The sequence below is a fragment of the Chondromyces crocatus genome, from assembly GCF_001189295.1.
GTDB classification, from domain to species: Bacteria; Myxococcota_A; Polyangia; order Polyangiales; family Polyangiaceae; genus Chondromyces; species Chondromyces crocatus.
This window is the reverse complement of the sequence record NZ_CP012159.1, coordinates 872,896-891,504: the sequence shown is the minus strand read 5'-3', so window position 1 is coordinate 891,504 and position 18,609 is coordinate 872,896. Positions and strand designations below refer to the sequence as shown.

Annotated in this window: 14 protein-coding genes and 1 pseudogene; 8 read left to right on the top strand and 7 right to left on the bottom strand. The window is 67.2% G+C overall.

The window, feature by feature from the left end:
* Window positions 1-61: 61 nt before the first annotated feature.
* Complete coding sequence (locus CMC5_RS03440) at window positions 62-385, top strand: hypothetical protein (RefSeq protein WP_050429074.1); 324 nt, start codon at window positions 62-64, stop codon at window positions 383-385.
* Between the two features lie 27 nt (window positions 386-412).
* Window positions 413-805 (top strand): nuclease A inhibitor family protein, encoded by a 393-nt coding sequence (locus tag CMC5_RS03435; protein ID WP_050429073.1) that lies wholly within the window; start codon window positions 413-415, stop codon window positions 803-805.
* 4 nt (window positions 806-809) lie between these two features.
* Here the strand turns inward: CMC5_RS03435 and CMC5_RS03430 are convergent, their stop codons facing one another.
* Entirely contained in the window at window positions 810-1,736 is a 927-nt protein-coding gene (locus CMC5_RS03430; RefSeq protein WP_050429072.1) for a DNA/RNA non-specific endonuclease, read from the bottom strand.
* Window positions 1,737-2,100: 364 nt separating this feature from the next.
* Here CMC5_RS03430 and CMC5_RS03425 point away from each other — a divergent pair, with 364 nt between their 5' ends.
* Entirely contained in the window at window positions 2,101-3,156 is a 1,056-nt protein-coding gene (locus tag CMC5_RS03425) for a tetratricopeptide repeat protein (RefSeq protein WP_156338134.1), read from the top strand.
* Window positions 3,157-3,246: 90 nt separating this feature from the next.
* Here CMC5_RS03425 and CMC5_RS03420 read toward each other — a convergent pair whose 3' ends face one another.
* Both CMC5_RS03420 and CMC5_RS03415 read right to left on the bottom strand, forming a co-directional pair.
* Window positions 3,247-3,939, bottom strand: a complete 693-nt coding sequence (locus tag CMC5_RS03420; protein ID WP_050429070.1) for a PEGA domain-containing protein — start codon at window positions 3,937-3,939, stop codon at window positions 3,247-3,249.
* A gap of 127 nt (window positions 3,940-4,066) precedes the next feature.
* The gene (locus tag CMC5_RS03415) at window positions 4,067-4,522 is read right to left on the bottom strand and encodes a response regulator (protein ID WP_050429069.1); all 456 of its coding nucleotides are present in this window, start codon (window positions 4,520-4,522) and stop codon (window positions 4,067-4,069) included.
* A gap of 269 nt (window positions 4,523-4,791) precedes the next feature.
* On the opposite strand from CMC5_RS03415, the gene CMC5_RS03410 reads away from it, so the two are divergent.
* The 3 genes from CMC5_RS03410 (at window position 4,792) to CMC5_RS03400 (ending at window position 8,893) form a co-directional block, all read left to right on the top strand.
* The gene (locus CMC5_RS03410; RefSeq protein WP_050429068.1) at window positions 4,792-6,258 is read left to right on the top strand and encodes a sensor histidine kinase; all 1,467 of its coding nucleotides are present in this window, start codon (window positions 4,792-4,794) and stop codon (window positions 6,256-6,258) included.
* 10 nt (window positions 6,259-6,268) lie between these two features.
* Window positions 6,269-7,648 carry a sigma-54-dependent transcriptional regulator gene (locus CMC5_RS03405; RefSeq protein WP_050429067.1) on the top strand — a complete coding sequence of 460 codons (1,380 nt, stop codon included), beginning with the start codon at window positions 6,269-6,271 and terminating at the stop codon, window positions 7,646-7,648.
* A gap of 150 nt (window positions 7,649-7,798) precedes the next feature.
* Window positions 7,799-8,893: an AI-2E family transporter gene (locus CMC5_RS03400; RefSeq protein WP_063796471.1), complete on the top strand. Its 1,095-nt coding sequence runs from the start codon at window positions 7,799-7,801 to the stop codon at window positions 8,891-8,893.
* Between the two features lie 9 nt (window positions 8,894-8,902).
* Here the strand turns inward: CMC5_RS03400 and CMC5_RS41950 are convergent.
* Window positions 8,903-9,657 (bottom strand): annotated as a pseudogene (locus tag CMC5_RS41950) (IS5 family transposase).
* A 211-nt stretch (window positions 9,658-9,868) separates the two neighbouring features.
* Between CMC5_RS41950 and CMC5_RS43945 the strand changes: the two are divergent.
* Window positions 9,869-11,293 (top strand): hypothetical protein, encoded by a 1,425-nt coding sequence (locus CMC5_RS43945; protein WP_156338128.1) that lies wholly within the window; start codon window positions 9,869-9,871, stop codon window positions 11,291-11,293.
* 174 nt (window positions 11,294-11,467) lie between these two features.
* On the top strand, window positions 11,468-13,153 hold the full coding sequence (locus tag CMC5_RS03375; RefSeq protein ID WP_050429061.1) for a zinc-ribbon domain-containing protein: 1,686 nt from the start codon (window positions 11,468-11,470) through the stop codon (window positions 13,151-13,153).
* Window positions 13,154-13,312: 159 nt separating this feature from the next.
* Here CMC5_RS03375 and CMC5_RS03370 read toward each other — a convergent pair whose 3' ends face one another.
* The 3 genes from CMC5_RS03370 to CMC5_RS03360 form a co-directional block, all read right to left on the bottom strand.
* On the bottom strand, window positions 13,313-14,575 hold the full coding sequence (locus CMC5_RS03370; protein ID WP_050429060.1) for a hypothetical protein: 1,263 nt from the start codon (window positions 14,573-14,575) through the stop codon (window positions 13,313-13,315).
* Between the two features lie 19 nt (window positions 14,576-14,594).
* Window positions 14,595-16,331 (bottom strand): OmpA family protein, encoded by a 1,737-nt coding sequence (locus CMC5_RS03365; RefSeq protein ID WP_245678263.1) that lies wholly within the window; start codon window positions 16,329-16,331, stop codon window positions 14,595-14,597.
* 367 nt (window positions 16,332-16,698) lie between these two features.
* Window positions 16,699-18,426: a serine/threonine-protein kinase gene (locus tag CMC5_RS03360; protein WP_050429058.1), complete on the bottom strand. Its 1,728-nt coding sequence runs from the start codon at window positions 18,424-18,426 to the stop codon at window positions 16,699-16,701.
* Window positions 18,427-18,609 lie beyond the last annotated feature (183 nt).

Here is an 18,609-nt window from a genome sequence, read left to right as displayed (position 1 = left end):
GGGCCGGACTCGGCGTTCCGTCGGGTCCGGCCCACTCACCGGAGGTATGCTGAGCCGACCTATGGCCAAGAAGAAGCTCTCGACGCGCTCGGCACGCCGCGCTGGAGAGCGAGCAGCCGTGAAGCTGACGCAAGATCTGGACAAGCTCGCGCGGCTGGAGCCCGGCGGATCACCGGAGCGCCCCTTGCCGCTGGAGTCGGCCTCTCAGGTGGAGGTGACGGCACGAGGAAAGCCCTGTCCTCTGTGTCGAGGGGAGCTGCGGCTCGAAGAGCACGCGGCGGAGTCGATCCGTGGCGCTCGACTCCGCGTGGCGCGGATGATGTGCGTCGCCTGTGGCGGGCGACGGGAACTCTGGTTCCGGCTGAGCGCCGAGATGTTGAACTGAGCCACGCCAGCAGGGGAAGATCGATCCATGACGTCGGAAGAGCTGCTGGAGTGCCTGCGGAAGGGCGCCGAAGGGTTGCTGATCCCGAGTGAGCAAGATCATCCGCTGGTAGCGCGGCGCTTCGACGTCACCGAGCCCTCCGCGGCGTCGATCCACACGCTCGTCGAGGCGCCCGCGGACGCACCCGTCGCCGTGGAGAGCGTCGAGGCCTTCTTCGAGCCGCTGCTGGTGACGCCCGAAGAGGGGGGTGCGTCTGCGAAGCAGCGCCCCGCCTACGAGCTGCTCCTGCGACTGCTCCAGCATGAGCTGGAGGGGAGCAAGGTGTACCGCGTGGGCGCGACGGACATCGATGTGCTGGTGCTCGGTCGACACGCCGACGGCGCGTGGTTGGGGCTGCAGACGAAGCTCGTCGAGACCTGAACCGTCAGGAGCCGGTGTCGACGCGGGCCTCCAGGAGGTCCTGAAGCTCGACGCGGACGGCGGTGAGAAAGTCGTAGCCCGAGCGGCGCTCGATCTCATCGACGGTCACCCGGTAACGCGTCCAAGACTCGCCCTGGATGGTGGCGCTGTTGGGCATGATGACGGCGATGACGCGTGTCGCCTGTCCGACATCGCTCGCCGACTGGTTTTTGTCGAGAACCACCGCGATCTTGTAGAAGGCGCTCGGGACGGCCACCCCCTTCCCCAGGAGCTCCGGACGGTCGGCGTACAGACCTCCCGCGACCAGATGGACAGCCCGGCCTTCCTTCTGTGCGAGCTCCTGGCACCGCTCTTCGAAGCGCAGCCACGGCCCTGCGTTGAGTTCATGGCGCTGTGGCAGGATGTTGGTGAGCAGGAACGTCGCTTTGTTGTCCTCGACCGTGCGGGTGCGCTCCTCGGAGCGGACCATGTGACCCCGGTCGAAGCCCGAGTTGGTGTAGTCGTCGTGCGTGATGCGCTCCCAGCCGGCAGGGAGGCCCTCGTCCACCATGAAGCGCCCCTTGTGCCGAGGCGCCTCTCCGAACCAGCTCGCGTCGAGGCGCCAGCTCACCCAGCTCGGTCCACCCCGCGTGCGGCTGTAGGCGAGGGCGTACTGCGGCTTGGTCATCAGGTGGTCGTCACCGCCGCCGCGCTTGCCAGGGGCGACGAGAACAGGCACGCCGAGCGACAGGTGGGGCCCTCGAGGCGTGGACGTGGCCGTCGACCCGGGCGCCGCCGTCTCGCTCGTCGATCCCGAGGTCGTCTCTGACCACAGCTCGGGATGGCAGGTGACGGCGGCGCCACCGAGCGCCGTGAGGATCAGCGCGAGCAGCGCTTTGACCTTCCCGCCACCCGCCTTTCTAGGCCGTTGCCGCCTGGATCGCCGGGCCATCGTGCGTCGTTGCCTCTCAGGGATCTCTATCAAGCATCGCGCGACACACAAGCGCCGAGCGACAGAGCGCCCGACGCATCAGGAAAAAATCGAGGCACCGACGCAATGCCCTCAGCTTCCCTCATCAGATGCGTGGGGGGCTGCACCCGAGGTGTTTTTCGCATGCCTCACCTTGACAAGAGATGTGGTGCCGAAGCAGCTTCGGCCGCGGCGAATACCGTCGCCCATGCCCTGCTCGACCTCCCCTCGCGAGGTCCTCATCTGGGCGAAGGGGAGCGTCTCCTCCGGTCCATACGGTCTGACCACGTTCCGGCCGTGTGGCAGCAAGGTGAGGGCTTGCTGCCACACGGCATGGGAGCTGGCCATGACCGTGAAGCGCGACCTGAAGCGGATCATCCGCGCGCGCATGGCGAGGACAGGAGAGCCGTTCACCAAGGCGCGTCAGCACGTCCTGCGGGCACGTCGCGAGTCGCAAGGGGCCACCCCGGCCCCCCCCGCAGCGGCCGGACCGGAGCCTTCTGCCGAGCCACAGCTCGAGGCGACCGCAGCGACTGCGGTGATGTCCGACGCCTCAGGCCCGACGCGGGGCGCACAGCCGCGGTCCGCCGTCGTCCTGGAGGCCGCGGTGCTGCGGCGCGGGGCGCGCTCGATGCGCGTCCGCGTACTCTCGACGGGTGAGGAGCTGACCGTTCGGGCGCGAGAGCTCTGGCATGTGATGCCTGGCCACGTCGTCACGCTGAGCTTGGTGCGGCAGTGGCGGCAGCGCGGCCATGTGTACGGAGCCGGCGAGGTGCAGGGCGCACGCGTGGACGTGCCCGCGCTGGGGGTCCCGCCACTCGGCCTCCAGGCGCACGGGCCGCTGGCGACGGAGGAGCGGTCGTCACCCGCGTCGGAGAAGCCACGAGCGACCCACGCGCTGGAGGTGGCCCCTCGAACTGCCTGGGAGATGCAAGAGGTGCCTCCCAGGATCGAGGCGAGCGACGACGCGAGCGACCTCGTGCTGGAGTCGCTCGAGCGCAAGCAGCGCGGTGACTTCACGGGCGCGCTGCGCGCGCTGATGGCGCTGGTGGCCCACGATCTGAGGTGCCTCGACGCGCACGCGCACCTGGGGAACCTCGTCTTCCAGAGCTATCCGGAGCACGCGCTGCTGCACTACGAGATCGGGGTCGCGATCGGAGACTTCGCCCTCGGTCCGGACTTCGCCGGTCTGCTCCCCTGGTCTCTCGAAGGGAACCGGCCGTTCTTGCGCTGTCTCCACGGGTGGGGGCTCTCGCTATGGCGGCTTGGCAGAATCCCGGAGGCGGCGCGCGTGTTCGAACGGCTGCTGCAGCTCAACCCCGCCGACGAGCAGCAAGCGCGGCGATGCTGGGCTCAGGCGCAGGCCGGGAACGCGTGGGATGCGGACGAGGGGGCGCCTTGATCGGCCCATGGGGAGCCCCGCTTCATCGAGCAGCGCGGCGCCGGCGAGGACGCGCGCAGGGATCTGGAGAGGACGCCGCGCGGCTCAGGCTCAGAAAGCTCCCCTCCAGGTGAGGCTCGCGGAGGTGGGACTCGCCTGCGGCCAGACGGCATACAGGGTCGATCCGACGGCGAGCGCTCCACCACCGATGAGCATTCCCGCCCCGATGGCCTGATGCGGCGGGCTGTCGGGGATGTGAACGAAGATGGCGCCGAGGACCGAAAGCATCGTGGCCGTGGTGAGCCCTCCGAGGATGAAGGAGACGCTCTTGCCGCGAGGCTCCTGACGCGCCGCGGGCTCGTGGATGGCGATCTGGGTGACGCCCCGGCCAGCGAGCTGCGCGCGCGGCGAGGGGCTCGCAGGCAGGGTCGGCCCAGAGGACGGAGGCTCCTGGGTGAGGGGGGCGCGCGGCGCTGCCCGGGTCAAGCTCACGTCGAGGTCCACCGCCGAACCGGACTCGATGGTGATCTCACGGCGCTCAGCCTCGTATCCAGCCGCGCGCACCTCGATCACATGCGGCCCCGGCGAGACCGGGATGACGAGGGTCGTGGCCGCAGCGTAACCAGCCCGCTCCCCGTCGAGCCACACCTCGGCGATCAAGGCGTTGACCTGGACGCGAAGCTCGCCCGTCGTCGAAGCGACGAGAGGGGCAGCTGGCGCCGGCTCTTCCGCCAAGGCAGGCGAGGACGCGAGCGCCACGAAGAACCAGTAGCCTGTAGCGAAGATTGCAGCGCGGACTCTCATGGCGGACCTCACGACGAGCCGACGTGAGGAGCGATGGTACGCCGCGCAGACGCCTGCGTCTGCGGATGGTTTCGGAGACCGCACGCCGAGCCGCTCGCCGCGGAGTAGCCACGCTGGATTCAGCGGCTCAATGCGCTTGCGTCTTGAGGACGCGGTAGAGAAGGGCGCGCAGCTCGTCCAGCTCGAACGGCTTGTCGAGCACCGCGACGGCTCCGAGGGAAGCCGCAGAGCTGTGGGTGGAAGCGTCACCAAACGCCGTCATGAGCACCACCGGGGGACAGTGCCGGATGGCCGAGAGACCCGCCAGCACGTCGAGGCCCGTCAGGCACGGCATCTGGATGTCCGACACGATGACGTCGACCGGCGCTTTTTGCAGATCCCCCCCGATCCAGGGGGTGAGCTGATCCATGAACTCCAGACCGTTTCTTGCTTCGATGACCTCGAACCCGTCACTCCGCAGGGTCAACGCGAGAAGACTGCGCATCTCGTGGTCGTCCTCGGCGACGAGGATGCGACGCCCAGCCCCGTAGGGCTCGGCAGGTAGCGCTGGGGGGCGGTGAACGGGGTTCGAGCTGTTGTTCATGAGGACCAGGATCGCCGCCTGGTCTCCTCGTGACCAGCGGCAGATGTTCTCGTGCTTGCTTGAGCGGGGTTGCTATAAACCAGACTGCAGAGAGCGTGCCCACGGAGCCCGTGGATCTGCGCTCAGCTACAGTGCGTGAATGTCGCGAGGCACCATAGGCTCCCTGCGGCATTTTGTCCCTCTTTCGGCTTTTCGGGGCGTTCTGCCGCTCGCGGGATGGCCCTCCCGTTCCGTCTCGCTCGCACGAACGGTGCATCTTCGGGGCTCACATGCGTCTCGCCATCAAGCTCACCCTGGCTCTCGTCGCGGTCATGTGCGCCGTGCTCAGCCTGTATGGCTATCTCTCCGTGCGCCGGGAGCGAGCGCTCTTCGAAGCCGATATCCGTAGAGACGAACACATGATGGGCCTGGCTCTCCGAGCCGCGGTCATCGGCGTCTGGCAGCAAGATGGTCAGAGCAAGGCGCTCGCCATCCTCGATGAAGCGAGCGCACGCAACGACGGTCTGACGTTCCGGTGGGTCTGGCCGGAAGAGCCGGAGGGCAGCCGCTACAGCCCCTCTCTGCCAAAGGCGCAGCTCGCCGACCTGATCGAGGGGAGCGAGGTCGTGCGCCTCAAGCGGGAAGGAGGCAAGGGAGGCCGGTTTTACACGTACATCCCCGTGAGCACGCCGCTCGGGAAGATCGGGGCGATCGAGATCTCGGAGTCGCTCGAAGAAGAAGAGCGCTATGTCGGCGCGAGCGTCGAGAACACGGTGGTGACCATCCTGGCGCTCGCCCTTCTCAGCGGCATGCTGGCGATGCTGCTGGGCGGTGTGCTGGTGGGCAGGCCCACGAGACGGCTGGTGGACAAGACACGAAGGATTGGCGCAGGCGATCTGGGCAGTCCACTCCTGCTGTCGCAGCGGGACGAGCTGGGAGAGATCGCGCACGAGATCAACGCGATGTGCATGCACCTGGCGGAGGCGCAGGCGCGGGTCGAGCGGGAGACGTCGGCACGCATCGCGGCCATGGAGCAGCTCAGGCACGCAGACCGGCTGAACACGGTCGGCAAGCTCGCCTCGGGCATCGCCCACGAGCTCGGCACCCCTCTGAACGTGGTGGGTGGCAGGGCGAAGATGATCGCGCGAGGGATGTCGCCGGACGAGGCCGCGGAGAATGCGCGGATCATCGCCGAGCAGTCCGACAGGATGACGAGGATCATCCGTCAGCTGCTCGACTTCGCGCGCCGCCGCGGCGCTCAGAAAGCGCCCGTGGATCTGGTGCAGCTCGCGCGGCAGACGGTCTCGCTTCTGGAGCCGCTCGCGCGCAAGCGGCAAATCACCGTGCGTCTCGACGGTGGGGACCAGGAAATCCGCGCCGAGGTGGATCCGGGTCAGACCCAGCAGGTGTTGACCAACTTGATTGTGAACGGGATCCAGGCGATGAAGGGCGGTGGTGAGGTGACGGTTCGGGTCGAACGCACGAGGACCACACCGCCAGTCGACCACGGCGGGGCGGCTGGGGAGTACATCGCCGTCCGGGTGTTGGATGCCGGCGAGGGCATCACGACGGAGAACCTTCCACGCATCTTCGAGCCGTTCTTCACCACCAAGGACATCGGTGAGGGGACCGGGCTCGGTCTGAGCGTGACCTACGGGATCGTTCAGGAGCACGGAGGCTGGATCGACGTGCAGAGCGAGGTGGGCAGCGGGTCCACGTTCACGGTGTTCCTGGCGCCGGGAGAGCCGACGCGCTAGCGAGGGTGGCATGGCGAGACGAGCGCTGATCGTCGATGATGATGCGGCCATGTGCGCATGGCTGGAGGCTGACCTCCGCTCGCGCGGGATCGAGGTCGTCAGCCGCAGCTCTCCCGTCGAGGCGCTCGAGCTGCTCTCGACCGAGGACTTCGATGTCGTCCTCACCGATCTGAGCATGCGGGGAATGGACGGGATCACGCTGTGCAAGCGAGCCGCCGAATCCCGTCCTGACGTGCCCGTCGTCCTGCTCACGGCGTTCGGGAGCATCGAGACGGCCGTCGAGGCCATCCGCGCAGGGGCCTACGACTACATCACGAAGCCCGTCGAGATCGAGGCGCTGGCGCTCACGCTCGAGCGGGCCATCGGTCACCACGCGCTGAAAGAGGAGGTGCGGCGGCTTCGACGCGCGGTGGCCGGCTCCGAGCAGTTCGGCGAGCTGATCGGCCGCAGTGATGCGATGAAGCGCGTCTACGATCTCCTGGACCGCATCTCGGACTCGGAGGCGACCGTGCTGATCACGGGCGAGAGCGGGACGGGGAAGGAAGTGGTCGCGCGCGCGCTGCACGCGCGCAGTCGCCGCTCCGACGGTCCCTTCGTCGCGATCAACTGCGCTGCCGTGCCGGAGGCCCTCCTGGAGAGTGAGCTCTTCGGGCACGTGAAGGGCGCCTTCACGGACGCGCGCGCGTCACGTCCTGGCCTGTTTGCCGAGGCGAACGGTGGGACGCTGTTCCTGGACGAGATCGGTGAGATGCCGCTCTCCGTTCAGCCCAAGCTGCTGCGAGCGCTCCAGGAGCGCCGGGTGCGACCCGTCGGAGGGAGCGCAGAGATCTCGTTCGACGTCCGGCTCATCACCGCGACGAACCGTGATCTCGATACGGCCGTCGAGGAGCGTCGCTTCAGGGAAGATCTCTACTATCGAATCAACGTGATCGTCGTGGCCCTTCCGCCTGTTCGGGCGCGCGGCAGCGATGTGCTGCTGCTCGCGCAACGCTTCGTCGAGGACTTCGCAACGCGCTCGGGCAAAGAGGTCACCGGCGTGTCGCAGGCCGCCGCCGAGAAGCTACTCGCCTACTCCTGGCCAGGCAACGTCCGCGAGATCCAGAACTGCATCGAGCGCGCCGTGGCACTGACGCGCTACAGCGAGATCACCGTGGAAGATCTGCCGGAAAAGGTGCGTGAGCATCGGACCTCCCACGTGATCGTGGCCGGCGACGACCCCTCGGAGCTGGTCCCCCTCGAAGAAGTCGAGCGTCGCTACATTCTCCGCGTGCTGGAGGCGGCCGGCGGAAACAAGACCCTGGCGGCGAGGATCCTGGGGCTGGACCGGAAGACGCTCCACCGAAAGCTCGACCGGTGGGAGGCTCACGCCGGAGACCCGAAGCCCAGCTGACCGAAGGGCCCCACCCGGGGGGGGGGGCGAACCGCAAGCCACCGCTTGCAGGCCACCGGCGCCCGGGCTGCTGCATTGCGTCGTATGGCAACGTCAGGGCGGTGAGCATCTTGATGTGATACTTGCGGCGCCTCTATGCTCATTCCCTCCATGGGTAGCGAGAACGCGGGGCACGCGCCGCTGAGACTACTCATCGGCGGTGCATGTCTGGTGGTGATCCTCGCCGGACTGAAGGCGGCCTCGAGCCTGCTGGTGCTCATCGCCTTCTCGGCCTTCCTCGCCATTCTGGCCACGCCCCTGGTGAACTGGCTGCGGCGGCGACGGGTACCGGACGTGCTGGCCGTGGGCCTGGTCATGCTGCTGGTGCTGATGTTCCTGTCGGGGCTCGCAGGGGTGGTCGGCGGGTCGCTGAACAGCCTCGTCGCGGAGATGCCTCGCTACCAGGAGCGCTTCAACGCGCTCGTCACGTCGGTGACGAGCGTCCTGGAAGACCGCGGCGTGGAGGTCTCGGCGTCCCGCGTGCGCGGTTTGATGGATCTCTCGGCGACGATCGGCTTCGTCGGGGGTACCGTGGCGCAGCTCGCCTCCGTGCTCTCGGACACGTTCCTGGTCTTCTTGACGGTGGTGTTCCTCCTCTTCGAGGGCGTCGTGCTCCCCGCAAAGCTCCGCGCGGCGCTCGGCGAGGCGAGCTCCGATCTCGGTCGCTACTCGAAGATCATCACCGAGATCCATCAGTACGTGGTCATCAAGACCTACATCAGCCTGGCCGCGGGTGTTCTCGTCTGGTTGATGCTGTGGATGCTCGGGGTCGACTTTGCGCTGCTGTGGGGGCTGATCACGTTCTTGCTCCACTTCATCCCGAACATCGGGGCCATCGTGGCGGGCGTCCCCCCCGTGCTCCTGGCGCTGATCCAGTACGGGCTGGGGCGCGCGATGGTGGTGCTGGTCGGCTTCACCGTGATCTGCATGATCTTCGGGAACATCGTGGAGCCACGGGTGATGGGCCGACGCCTCGGGCTGTCCACCCTGGTCGTGTTCCTGTCGTTGCTGGTCTGGGGATGGTTGTGGGGGGGCATGGGGATGCTGCTCTCGGTCCCTCTCACGATGATCTTGAAGATCGTCCTCGAGAACAGCCACGAATGGCACTGGATCGCTGCCCTGATGGACGACGCCGTTCCGCCGGAGCCGCTCTCGCGCCGATCGATCCCCGGAGCGCCCGTGCTACCGACACGCCCGCTCGACTAGGGCGTGTCCCTAAATTCGCAGCCAGCAGAGAACGCAGGCCAGCGTCACTATCGCGGCGTAGTTGCGAACCGTCTTCTCGTACCTTGTTGCGAGTCGGCGCGCCCCCTTGAGTAGGTTGAACGTACACTCGACGGCAGCACGCTCCTTGTAGAGGTGCTGATCGTGGGGGATCTGTGGCTTGCGGTTGACCTTGGATGGGATGACCGCGATGGCCCCCAGGGCGTCCAGCTGGGCTCGAATGTCGTTGGTGTCGTAGGCCTTGTCCGCGAGGAGACAGCGGGGCGCACTGCGCGCGATGAGTTCAGGAGCCGCGATGATGTCGTGACGTTGACCTTCGGTAATGATGAAGTCCAGCGGTAGACCCAAGGCATCGACGGTCAAATGCACCTTCGTTGACAGACCTCCGCGAGAGCGCCCAATGCACTGACCCTGGCTCCCCCTTTTGCCCCCGCCGCGTGCTGATGGGCGCGAACGATCGTCGAGTCGATGCTGATCCACTCGTCGTCGATGTCTGTCTGCAGCACCTTGAACAACCGTTGCCACTTGCCGGTTTTGGACCAGCGGTCGAAGCGGTTGAACACGGTTTGCCAGGGACCGAATTCCGTTGGCAGGTCCCGCCACGGGGCCCCCGTGCGGAGGATCCAAAGAACGGCATCCACGAAGAGACGGTCGTCGAGTGCGGGTCGCCCTCTACCCCGCTCACTCGCCAAGAAGCTCTCGATGCGTAACCACTGCTGATCGTTGAGTTGCCGTCGAACTGCCATCGTGGCCTTGCCTCAGCACACTCAGGGCAGGTGGGCCAAGTTTTTGACGATGGGGAAATTTAGGGACAGGCCCTAGCCCGACGCGCCGAGTGCGGCTTCCTGGCCGAAGTCCGATCGGCCAGGGCACCTCGATGCTCGGGGAGGCCTCCTCGGAGAAGACCGACGGAGGCCACGGCTTCGCGTGAGCCCTGGTCGTTGCTACGTTGACGGCGTGGGACGACACCTGCTTGGCGGCATGACCCTGCTGCTCATCGTCTCGCCATCGAGGGCCGCGCTCTCGCAAGAGGCACAGTCTCTGAGCGGGACGTGGACGGCGAGCGCCGTTTCGGAGCAATGGGCCGCCTCGTCATGGGGCGAGGACTGCGGGCCGAAGCCGGCCTCCCATGGAGCACCGGGAGGCACGGTCCAGATCCAGCAACAGGGCGCCGAGCTTCTGATCTCGGGGGCGGGGAGGTCCTGGAGCACCACCTCTTGCTGGGAGCAGACACCACGGCTCTCTCGGTCGAGCCACTCCGCTTCGGGCGCCGGGCGAGCATGGCGCACACGCTGCACGACGGCGCCAGGCGCTCCGCGCCGCATCACCGTGGTCACCACCACCCAGGCAACGGACACCTCGATCAGCATGAGCGAGACGGCCCAGTACGAGGCCGACCAGCAAAGCACGACGTGCACCGCCTCGGTCACACGCTCTCGCTCCTACTCGTTGCTCCGCCGCGAGCAGAGCAGCCCACCAGCATCAGCATCGGTCGACGCGAGCCCCCCACCGAGCAGCGCCGCGACGGCTTCTCCAGCCTCGCCCCCCGCACCAGCTCCAGGTGCCACAGCGTCAAGTGTCGCCGCTCCTGCAAGCCCACACGACTGCACCGATCCTGGGGAACCAGCCCGTCTCGAGGTCACCCCATCGCGCAAGCTGTTGCGGCCGGGGGAGAGGTTTCAGTTCCGCGCCACGGTGATGGACGGCAAGGGATGCGCCGTCGACGCGAAGCCAAGCTGGTCGATCATCGCCGGGCCTCTGGCCGCGTTCAGCACCGTGGATGCGGGGGGCAGGCTCACGGTCCCCATCGGCGCTCCGGAGGGTGAGCTTTTGGTGTCCGCCGTGGTGGCTGGGCGTGAGGTCTCGGTGCGCGTCGAGGTCGTTCGCCCCGAGCACTACGACGCCCTCCTCGCCACCCGCGGCCTGGGTCCCTCGGGAGAGAGTGAGCAACCCGCGGTCGCCGTGATCGCCACCGGAACCCTGGGCGGAAACGCGGCGGTAGGCGACAGCTCGGTGCGAGAACGCAAGCGCGCCTTCATCGCCATCGTGGTCGCCATTGCCGCGTGCCTCGGCTTCGCCGGCCTGATCGTACTCCGGCGCGGCAGGAGACGATCGACGCTCCACACCGAGGGCGAGCTGGACCGTGAGACGGTGGAGGCCGACGACGAGCCGACCCAGGACGACGGGCTCGCGCCGAACGCCCCTCCTTCTCCAGCGCCGGACGCCTCGAACCCCTCCCGGACCGCCGTCCGACCGCATGGCATCCCCTCAGGGCCGAGCGTGCGGCGGCGCGGGAAAGTTTGCCCGATATGCGGCGAGCGCTACCCAGGAGAAGCCATGTTCTGTGGGAAGGATGGGGCGCAGCTCGCGCCGCTCAACTGAACGGTACGGGCTGGAGCGGAGGACGCGCGCTCTTGCGACGCAAGAGAAGGCTGCCTTGATTGCTCTTGCTCGAAGCCGCTATTCTCTCTTCGAGAGCCAAACCGCGAGAATGCAGCGCGTGCGTGGTAGTCGGACCCATGCCCGCACCCCCGAACGGGAAGGGCCATCGTCGAAATGAAGATCACGTGTGAGTCGTGCCAGGCCAAGTACACGATCGCCGACGACAAGGTCGTCGGCAAGACGGTCAAGATCAAGTGCAAGAAGTGCGGCTCGGCGATCGTCGTTCAAGGCGATGCTGTGCACCCCGCAGCGCTCCCGCCCCTCGATGGCGATGACGGTGCAGAGACCCGGGTCTTCGCCGAAAATCACGCGCACGCGGCGGCACCGACCAGCGCAGGCGAGTGGCTGGTGAACGTGGCCGAGGGTGACGAGCGTTCTCTGAACGTGGACCAGATCGTCGCCGAGTACGCGCGAGGGACCATCAACCACGAGACGTACGTGTGGAAGGACGGGATGACGGAGTGGATTCCACTCTCGAGCGTCCCCGACCTGATGCGGGCGGTGGTGTCCGAAGCGCCGGCACCTGCCCAGGATCCCTTGGGTTTGATGGGTACGGTCGTCATGGACAGCGCCTCCCAGGCGAGCGCAGGGCTCGGAGCCCAGGCTGCGGCAGCGCCTCCTTCAGGTGCTGGGGCTGCCGCTCCTGCCGCTGCCCGCAGAGCGGGTGCTCGCGGCGGCGTCGACGTGTTCGGCGCACGCGAGCAGGCGGAGACCCGAGGCCAGGTCGCTCCTTCGGCACCTCCCCCTGGGGGGGACCGGATGACGGGCGCGCGGAACGAAAACTCGGTGCTGTTTTCGCTCTCCGCGTTGACGGCAGCCGAGACGGCCGTGAAGGCGCAGGAAGAGAAGGGGGTGCTCGACATGCGCCCTGGCCCCATGGCCGTCGGGGGAAGCCGTCCCCCGCCAGCTCGCAATGGTGGCGCCCGCGCTGGACTGGACGACATCATGAACCTCGGCGGGGGTGGCATCGGCTCCCCGATGCTCGCGCCTCCGCCCGTCCTCGCGCCCGTGGTGGAGGCCCCGCCTCCGCCACCACAGCACATCCCTTCCGTCGCCCCGCCGATGGGAATGGCGCCAGGGGTTTCACCCTACGGCATCCCCGACATGCCGCAGAAGAAGAAGCCCGTTGGCCTGATCGTCGGCGCCGTCGGGGCGCTGGTGGTGGTTGGAGGCGTCGCCGCAGCAGCACTCGGCGTGTTCTCATCACCTCCGCAACCCGTGGCGACGAACGATGCGCCGCAGCCGTCGGCCCAGGCAGACACGAAGCCCGCAGAGCCACCCCCCACCGAGGCCAAGACGGCGGAACCGACGCCCGCCGAGGTCAAGACGGCGGAACCAGCACCGACCGACGACCACAAAGCAGGAGAGCCTGCGGCCGTCGCGGCGGGCAACCAGGCCGGGACGGTGCGAGGGACGCAGGGCAGCGCCGCGACCACGAGCAAGACGCCTGAGAAGGAAGAGAAGAAGGAAGAGAAGAAGGTCGAGGCGGCCCCCGAGAAGACGGCGGCGCCGGCAGCCGCCGCAGATGGAGCCGAGTTCAATCGCGGCGCCGCCACCTCGGCGCTCGGCAGCGCGGCGGGTGCGGCGAAGTCGTGCAAGAAGCCGGACGGCCCAACCGGTACGGGCAAGGTGAAGGTCACCTTCGCGCCCAGCGGGAACGTGACCTCAGCGCAGGTGCAGGGGGCGCCTTATGCGGGAACTCCGGTCGGCGGCTGTGTGGCTGCGACCTTCCGCGCCGCGCGTGTCCCCCCGTTCAGCGGCGCTCCGGTCAGCGTGACCAAGTCGTTCACGATCAACTGACCTTCGCAACACCACGGGGCGGAAGCTGGGCTGCGCTGAAGAGCGCGGGCTCAACCTCCGCTCCGCTCATGCTCCCCGCGAAAGGAGGCTGGGCGGAGCGACTGGCTCAGGATCTCATCCAGCTGCGCTCCCTGCCTGAAGGGCATGCGCGAGGATGCGCTATCGACGTCGACCTGTTCGGCGCCAGGAGACGAGGCCTGCCAGGGCGACGCCGAAGAGCCACCCACCTCCCCAGCCATCTCCCGCCACGCCACGCACGGCACAAGGGCCGAACATCCCACTACCGGAGAGGTAGCCCCCGGGTCCTGGCGCGATCGACGTCACGAGGCCGCCGATGAAGTAGAGCTCTGCATCTCCATCGATCTCGTCGGCGGTCGCCAGCACACGGATCGCGGTATCGCCACCTTTGACCCGAGACGAGATGTCCACCACATCGATGTCCACACCGGGCATGCTCTGAGGCTCACCCGTGAGCTGCGGGAGATCTCCTTCCACGGAGACGGGCATACCCAGCCACCCTCGAGAGCCGTTGAAAAAATTGTCTGCTGGGTTCATCTCGTCGCCCAGCGCTTCCTTCGGATTGGGTGTGACGCTCGACGGGTTGATGTACAGCCGGTCTCCACCGATGTTGTAGTCGCCCTCGTACCCCACGATCCCCAGCTTGGCTTCGAGTCCCCCTTCCGGGATTCGCAGCCCCTCGAGTGAGAACGTCTGGTTGTGGGTCCGAGACACGCGCTCCAGGCCATCGAACACGGCGAGGTTCCGCCGCGGCATCCCCGGCGCCTCGTAGAGCACCACCATCCACCAGCCGGCGTAGGTGCGCGTATCGTCGAGGCCGCGGATGTCGATGACGTCGATCCCGCCCACCCTGAACGCACCGGCACCATGCGCCTTGACCAGCGCGGTCACATCCGCGACCGACTGGTACATGTGGGCCTCGTCCGGTTTGTCACGGTTGATCGTGACCTCCCAGCTATCGAGCGCCGTCACCTCTTCGTGAAACGCATCTTCACGATCGAAGATGGCGGTGGTGTCGACCCCCGCTTCGATCTGCGCGCTCCAGTAAAGCAGCGCGTGCGTGACGACGGCGCCGTCCGGCAACACCAGCATGGCTGCCGTGCGGGCCTGCTCACTGGAAATCTCGGCGTTGGCCTCTGCCTGACCCAGGTCGGGTGAATCGGCCCGCCACAGCACGTCAGGCGCCGAGTCGAGGACCGCCTGCTCGTCGCCGCAAGAGCCCACCGTTCCGACCACGGGTTTCGGAACGCTCCTTCGACAGTCCTGCCCCAGCGTGTTGCCGATCAGCGCGAAGTCGCCTTCCTGATCGACCATCACGCGCAGGCTCGGTGCAGCAGCAGCATCCCCCGCTGCAGCGCACAGCAGACCCGTGCCCAGGATGCCAACAAGAGTGAAGCGCTTCATTTCGGGAGCCCTCCTCGACCTACGGTTTCCTCGTGGTCGTCTGGACGATCTTGAACTGAACGCGGCGGTTGGTTTGCCGCCCCTCCTCCGTCTCGTTGTTGTTGAGCGGGACGTCCCGCCCATACCCCTTTGCAGATAGCCGATCGGGGTCGATGCTTCTCTTGATGAGGGCCTGTCGCACCGCTTCGGCCCGACGTTGGGAGAGGGACCGATTGTACGCCTTCGTGCCGCTCTCGTCCGTATGTCCTTGCACCTCGACGTGCAGAATTTCGGGATGGTCCTTCAGCGCCTGGGTGATGTCATCGAGGATGGGATCGCTGATCGGCTTGATCCTTGCACTATCGAAGTCGAACTGAATTTGCTGCAGGAGGCGCACTTCCTCGGTCGTCACCCGGACCGTCTTCGGGCACCCATGCTCGTCGAGGTTGGCACTCGGGAGCCCCTTCTCATTGGGGCACATATCAATGGCGTCCGGAATTCCGTCCTTATCGCGATCATCCTTGGGACAACCATTCATTCGCGGATCTTCGTCCGGCGGGCCTGGGATCTCTGGGCAGGCATCCTTGGCGTCCGGAATGCCATCGCCGTCCTTGTCGCCCGGGCACCCGTTTTTCGCAGCATCCGCGCTCTGAACGCCAGGCACGTCGGGACAAGCGTCCCGCTCGTCGGCGATGCCATCACCGTCCTTGTCGCTGGGGCAGCCGTTCTTTGCGGCGTCTTCGCTCTGCACCCCCGGGAAGTCGGGACAGGCGTCCTGCGCATCGCCGATGCCATCGCCATCGCGATCTTTCAGCGCAGGGCACCCGTTCTTCGAGGCGTCCTCGCTCTGCACACCGGGCACGTCAGGGCATGCGTCTCGCTCATCGGCGACGCCATCCCCATCACCATCACGTGGCCCTCGTTGCTCCGAGGTCCAGGCGAGCATGGCCACGCCGCGGAAGTCCGGCGTACCCGCAGCGCCCGTCAGACCCGGACCTGCACCGAGCCCTGCCTCGATATCTGGCAGGATCCGATACCGCGCGCCGAGGAGAAGCTCGCTGTTGAAGGAGCGAACACTCGGCTCGACCAACCCCAGCTCCATGCTCAGCTCCGGACCGACCTGGAGGCGTCCCTCCGCCAGAAGAAACCCGATGCCACCTCCCCACTGCAGCGTGGTGCCTTGCTCTCCACCCGGCACCACCCGCGTCGGCCGAAACTGAGGGCTCGCTGCGAAAGACCAGACGAGTGCGTCGATGCGCCCGCCGACGATCAACTGAGGAGCTGCGCGTATCGCCCCATCGCTGAGGTACGCATCGCGTGAGCCTGTCGGCAGCCAGACACGTCCCCCAACGGCGAGCTGGAAGGCATCATGATACTCCCCCAGGAGCGCGACACGTGCGCCGAGCCGAAGGTCGCCGAGCGCGGCGCCGGTCGGCGAGGCCGCGCCCATGCCACCGGCCGAAGGGTTGTCCCCCGACTGGAGCACCGCCAGCGGCACGTTGAGGTCCACGGTGACACGGCGCCAGAGCGCGAGCGACGCGTTGAGGTGAAGGATGAGCTGATCCCCGATCACCGCGCCGGCCACTTCATCGTCGGCCTCTCGCCGAAGAACGAGCGGGTTGTGCGCGTAGTCTGCCAGGACCATCACATGCGGCGTGAGCTCCCCGGCCGTGTAAGGCGAGGCGACGCCGAACATCCGGTCGCCCGCAGGCGCCGGTTCGAAGCGACTGAGCGCCGAGCCTTCATTCGCTTGCTGTGCAAGCACTTGAGGGCTCACCGCGAGGGTCGCCAGGAGGAAGGAAAATGCACACCAGGAACGAGTAGTTCCCTGCTTACGCGGGAAAATCATGGCACCTGTCAAGGTATCTTCGGCCCGGTTCGCCCGTGAAGAGGGTTGCGACCGGGCATCCTCTTTTTGGCTCGTCGCCAGGACCTGCCATCGACTCAGCGCGCAGGACGAGGACGCCGCGCGCTCACGACGCCGAGCATCCCGACGGCGCGCCTCGGGACGCCAGCGTCGACGTCAGATTCGCCTGACCTTTCGAGGACGTTGCGAGCGACGCAGCCCTCGGTCGGGCTGACCCACAGCCATCAGAACGTCGGCGTCGACATCGGAGGACTGGTCACCGACGTGGAGACAGCCATCAGAACGTCGGCGTCGACATCGGAGGACTGGTCACCGACGTGGAGGGCGCCGGCGCCGAAGTCGGGCTCGACGCTGCGGGAGCAGGTACCTTCAGCGGAGGTGACGCGGGAGCCTCCAGCGGCGTCGCTGCCGGAGCCGTCGAAGCCGCCTTCCCGAGACCGGAGAACGGTGCGGGCGACGCGTTCGACTTGAGCGGAGCAGCAGCGGTGTCCACCGGCGCAGCGCTTGGGCTCGGCTTCGGTTGCGCGATGGCCTTCGGTGCAGCCGGGAGGGCAACCTGCGCGGCAGATTCTGCAGCGGGAGGCGCATCGAGGTCGATGTCCTGCCCCTCCGGAGCCGGCGCGGCCGTCGCAACGGGAGGTGGTGTCGGCAAGTCTTGGTGCGTCGGTGAAGGCTCGACGGCTTCCGGCGAGGCCGCTGTCACTGAGCGGGTCTCCTCGACCCGAGGGCCAAGGAGGCCAGGCACCTTCCCTTGCAGCACCGCAAACGCAAGACCTGCCCCGCCCGCCAGAGCAACCAGGACGAGCGCCACCGTGGCGACCACGGGGATCCCTTTCCGTCTCGGCTCGACGGGTGAAGCGACCGCGCCGGTCAGGCTCCCCCGACTGGGCGGGTGCGTGGAGCGCATGGCGACGCTCGGCTCGCTCGGCACGAGCGAAGGAGAGGAAGCCCGACCAGGAGACGACGTTCGGCCCGGAGACGAGGGCGGCGAGGAGGGTGGCGGCAGCCCTGGCGAGGACATGCGCGGCCTCGTCATGCTGGGGCTCGCCGTCACGTCGGTGAAGGGCGCGATCGCCCCCTTCACGCTGTGTGTCGTCGCCTCGAGATCGAGCTCGCTCGGTGACCGCACACCGACGCGGGACATGTCACGGATCGCGAGGATATCCCCGAGAAGCCGGTCTGCGCTGTCGTAGCGCTCCTTCGGCTTGCGCTTGAGCGCCTTGCCGACCACCTCTTCCAGCCCCTTCGCCACCTGGTCACCTCGCCCCGTCTGGAGGGGCAGAGGGTCCTTGGTGAGCTTCGTCTTCGCGAGCTCGACGTCGTACAGGTCGCCAAAGACGTGATGACCCGCGACGGCCCGGAACAGCAGCGCGCCGACCGCATACAGATCGCTCGCCGGCGTCACATCACGCGAATTCAGGATCTGCTCGGGCGCCATGTACTCAATGGTCCCCACCGCCATGTCGGCGCGTGTGATCCCGGTCATCTCCTCGTCTTCGGAACTGCCCTTCACGATTCGGCTCACCCCGAAGTCGACGATCACGGCCCGAGGACGCCCATCGTAGCGGCGCTGAATGATGATGTTGCCGGGCTTCAGATCACGGTGAATGACCTTCGCTTGGTGCAGGTCGCGCAGGGCCGTCACGATATCGACGCCGAGCTCCACCGCTTCCTCGACGGTGAGCGCCTTCTGCTGGAGGATCTTCGAGAGCGGCTCCCCCTCGATGTACTCCATCACCAGCACGAGGCCCACGGCGTCGTCCGCGACGAAGTCGACGACACGCGCCACGTGGTCGCTGCGGATCCTCCCGAGGAAATAAGCCTCTCGTCGAAATCGAGCGACCACCTCGTGATTGCACGCAGCCGCTGGAAGGAGCGTCTTCAGGGCCACCCGCGACCCTACCGACATGTGCTCGCCGGACCAGACCTCGCCCATGCCGCCAGCGCCGACGCGGTTCTCGATGCGGTAGCGCCCGGCGATGACTGTGCCTGGGGTGAGCTCCATGATGGCGCATGATACAGGAGCGCCGTCGAGGGCCTAACTCGATCGGTATGCCCGCACCAACTCTGCGGCCTTCCTGCTGAGCGGATGTGCGGTTCCTATGGACTACTCGGATGCCCGCTCCAGCCAAGTGAAGGCTGACGGCCAGATTACAGCATCCTTCCGCGTTTCACCGCCTGGACTGAA

Coding starts and splice junctions, on each gene's coding strand:
- CMC5_RS03415 (WP_050429069.1), bottom strand. CDS start 4,522: ATGAACAACAGCTCGAACCCCGTTCACCGCCCCCCAGCGCTACCTGCC.
- CMC5_RS03435 (WP_050429073.1), top strand. CDS start 413: ATGACGTCGGAAGAGCTGCTGGAGTGCCTGCGGAAGGGCGCCGAAGGG.
- CMC5_RS03400 (WP_063796471.1), top strand. CDS start 7,799: ATGGGTAGCGAGAACGCGGGGCACGCGCCGCTGAGACTACTCATCGGC.
- CMC5_RS03430 (WP_050429072.1), bottom strand. CDS start 1,736: ATGGCCCGGCGATCCAGGCGGCAACGGCCTAGAAAGGCGGGTGGCGGG.
- CMC5_RS03420 (WP_050429070.1), bottom strand. CDS start 3,939: ATGAGAGTCCGCGCTGCAATCTTCGCTACAGGCTACTGGTTCTTCGTG.
- CMC5_RS03440 (WP_050429074.1), top strand. CDS start 62: ATGGCCAAGAAGAAGCTCTCGACGCGCTCGGCACGCCGCGCTGGAGAG.
- CMC5_RS03370 (WP_050429060.1), bottom strand. CDS start 14,575: ATGAAGCGCTTCACTCTTGTTGGCATCCTGGGCACGGGTCTGCTGTGC.
- CMC5_RS03375 (WP_050429061.1), top strand. CDS start 11,468: ATGAAGATCACGTGTGAGTCGTGCCAGGCCAAGTACACGATCGCCGAC.
- CMC5_RS03405 (WP_050429067.1), top strand. CDS start 6,269: ATGGCGAGACGAGCGCTGATCGTCGATGATGATGCGGCCATGTGCGCA.
- CMC5_RS03425 (WP_156338134.1), top strand. CDS start 2,101: ATGACCGTGAAGCGCGACCTGAAGCGGATCATCCGCGCGCGCATGGCG.
- CMC5_RS03410 (WP_050429068.1), top strand. CDS start 4,792: ATGCGTCTCGCCATCAAGCTCACCCTGGCTCTCGTCGCGGTCATGTGC.
- CMC5_RS03360 (WP_050429058.1), bottom strand. CDS start 18,426: ATGGAGCTCACCCCAGGCACAGTCATCGCCGGGCGCTACCGCATCGAG.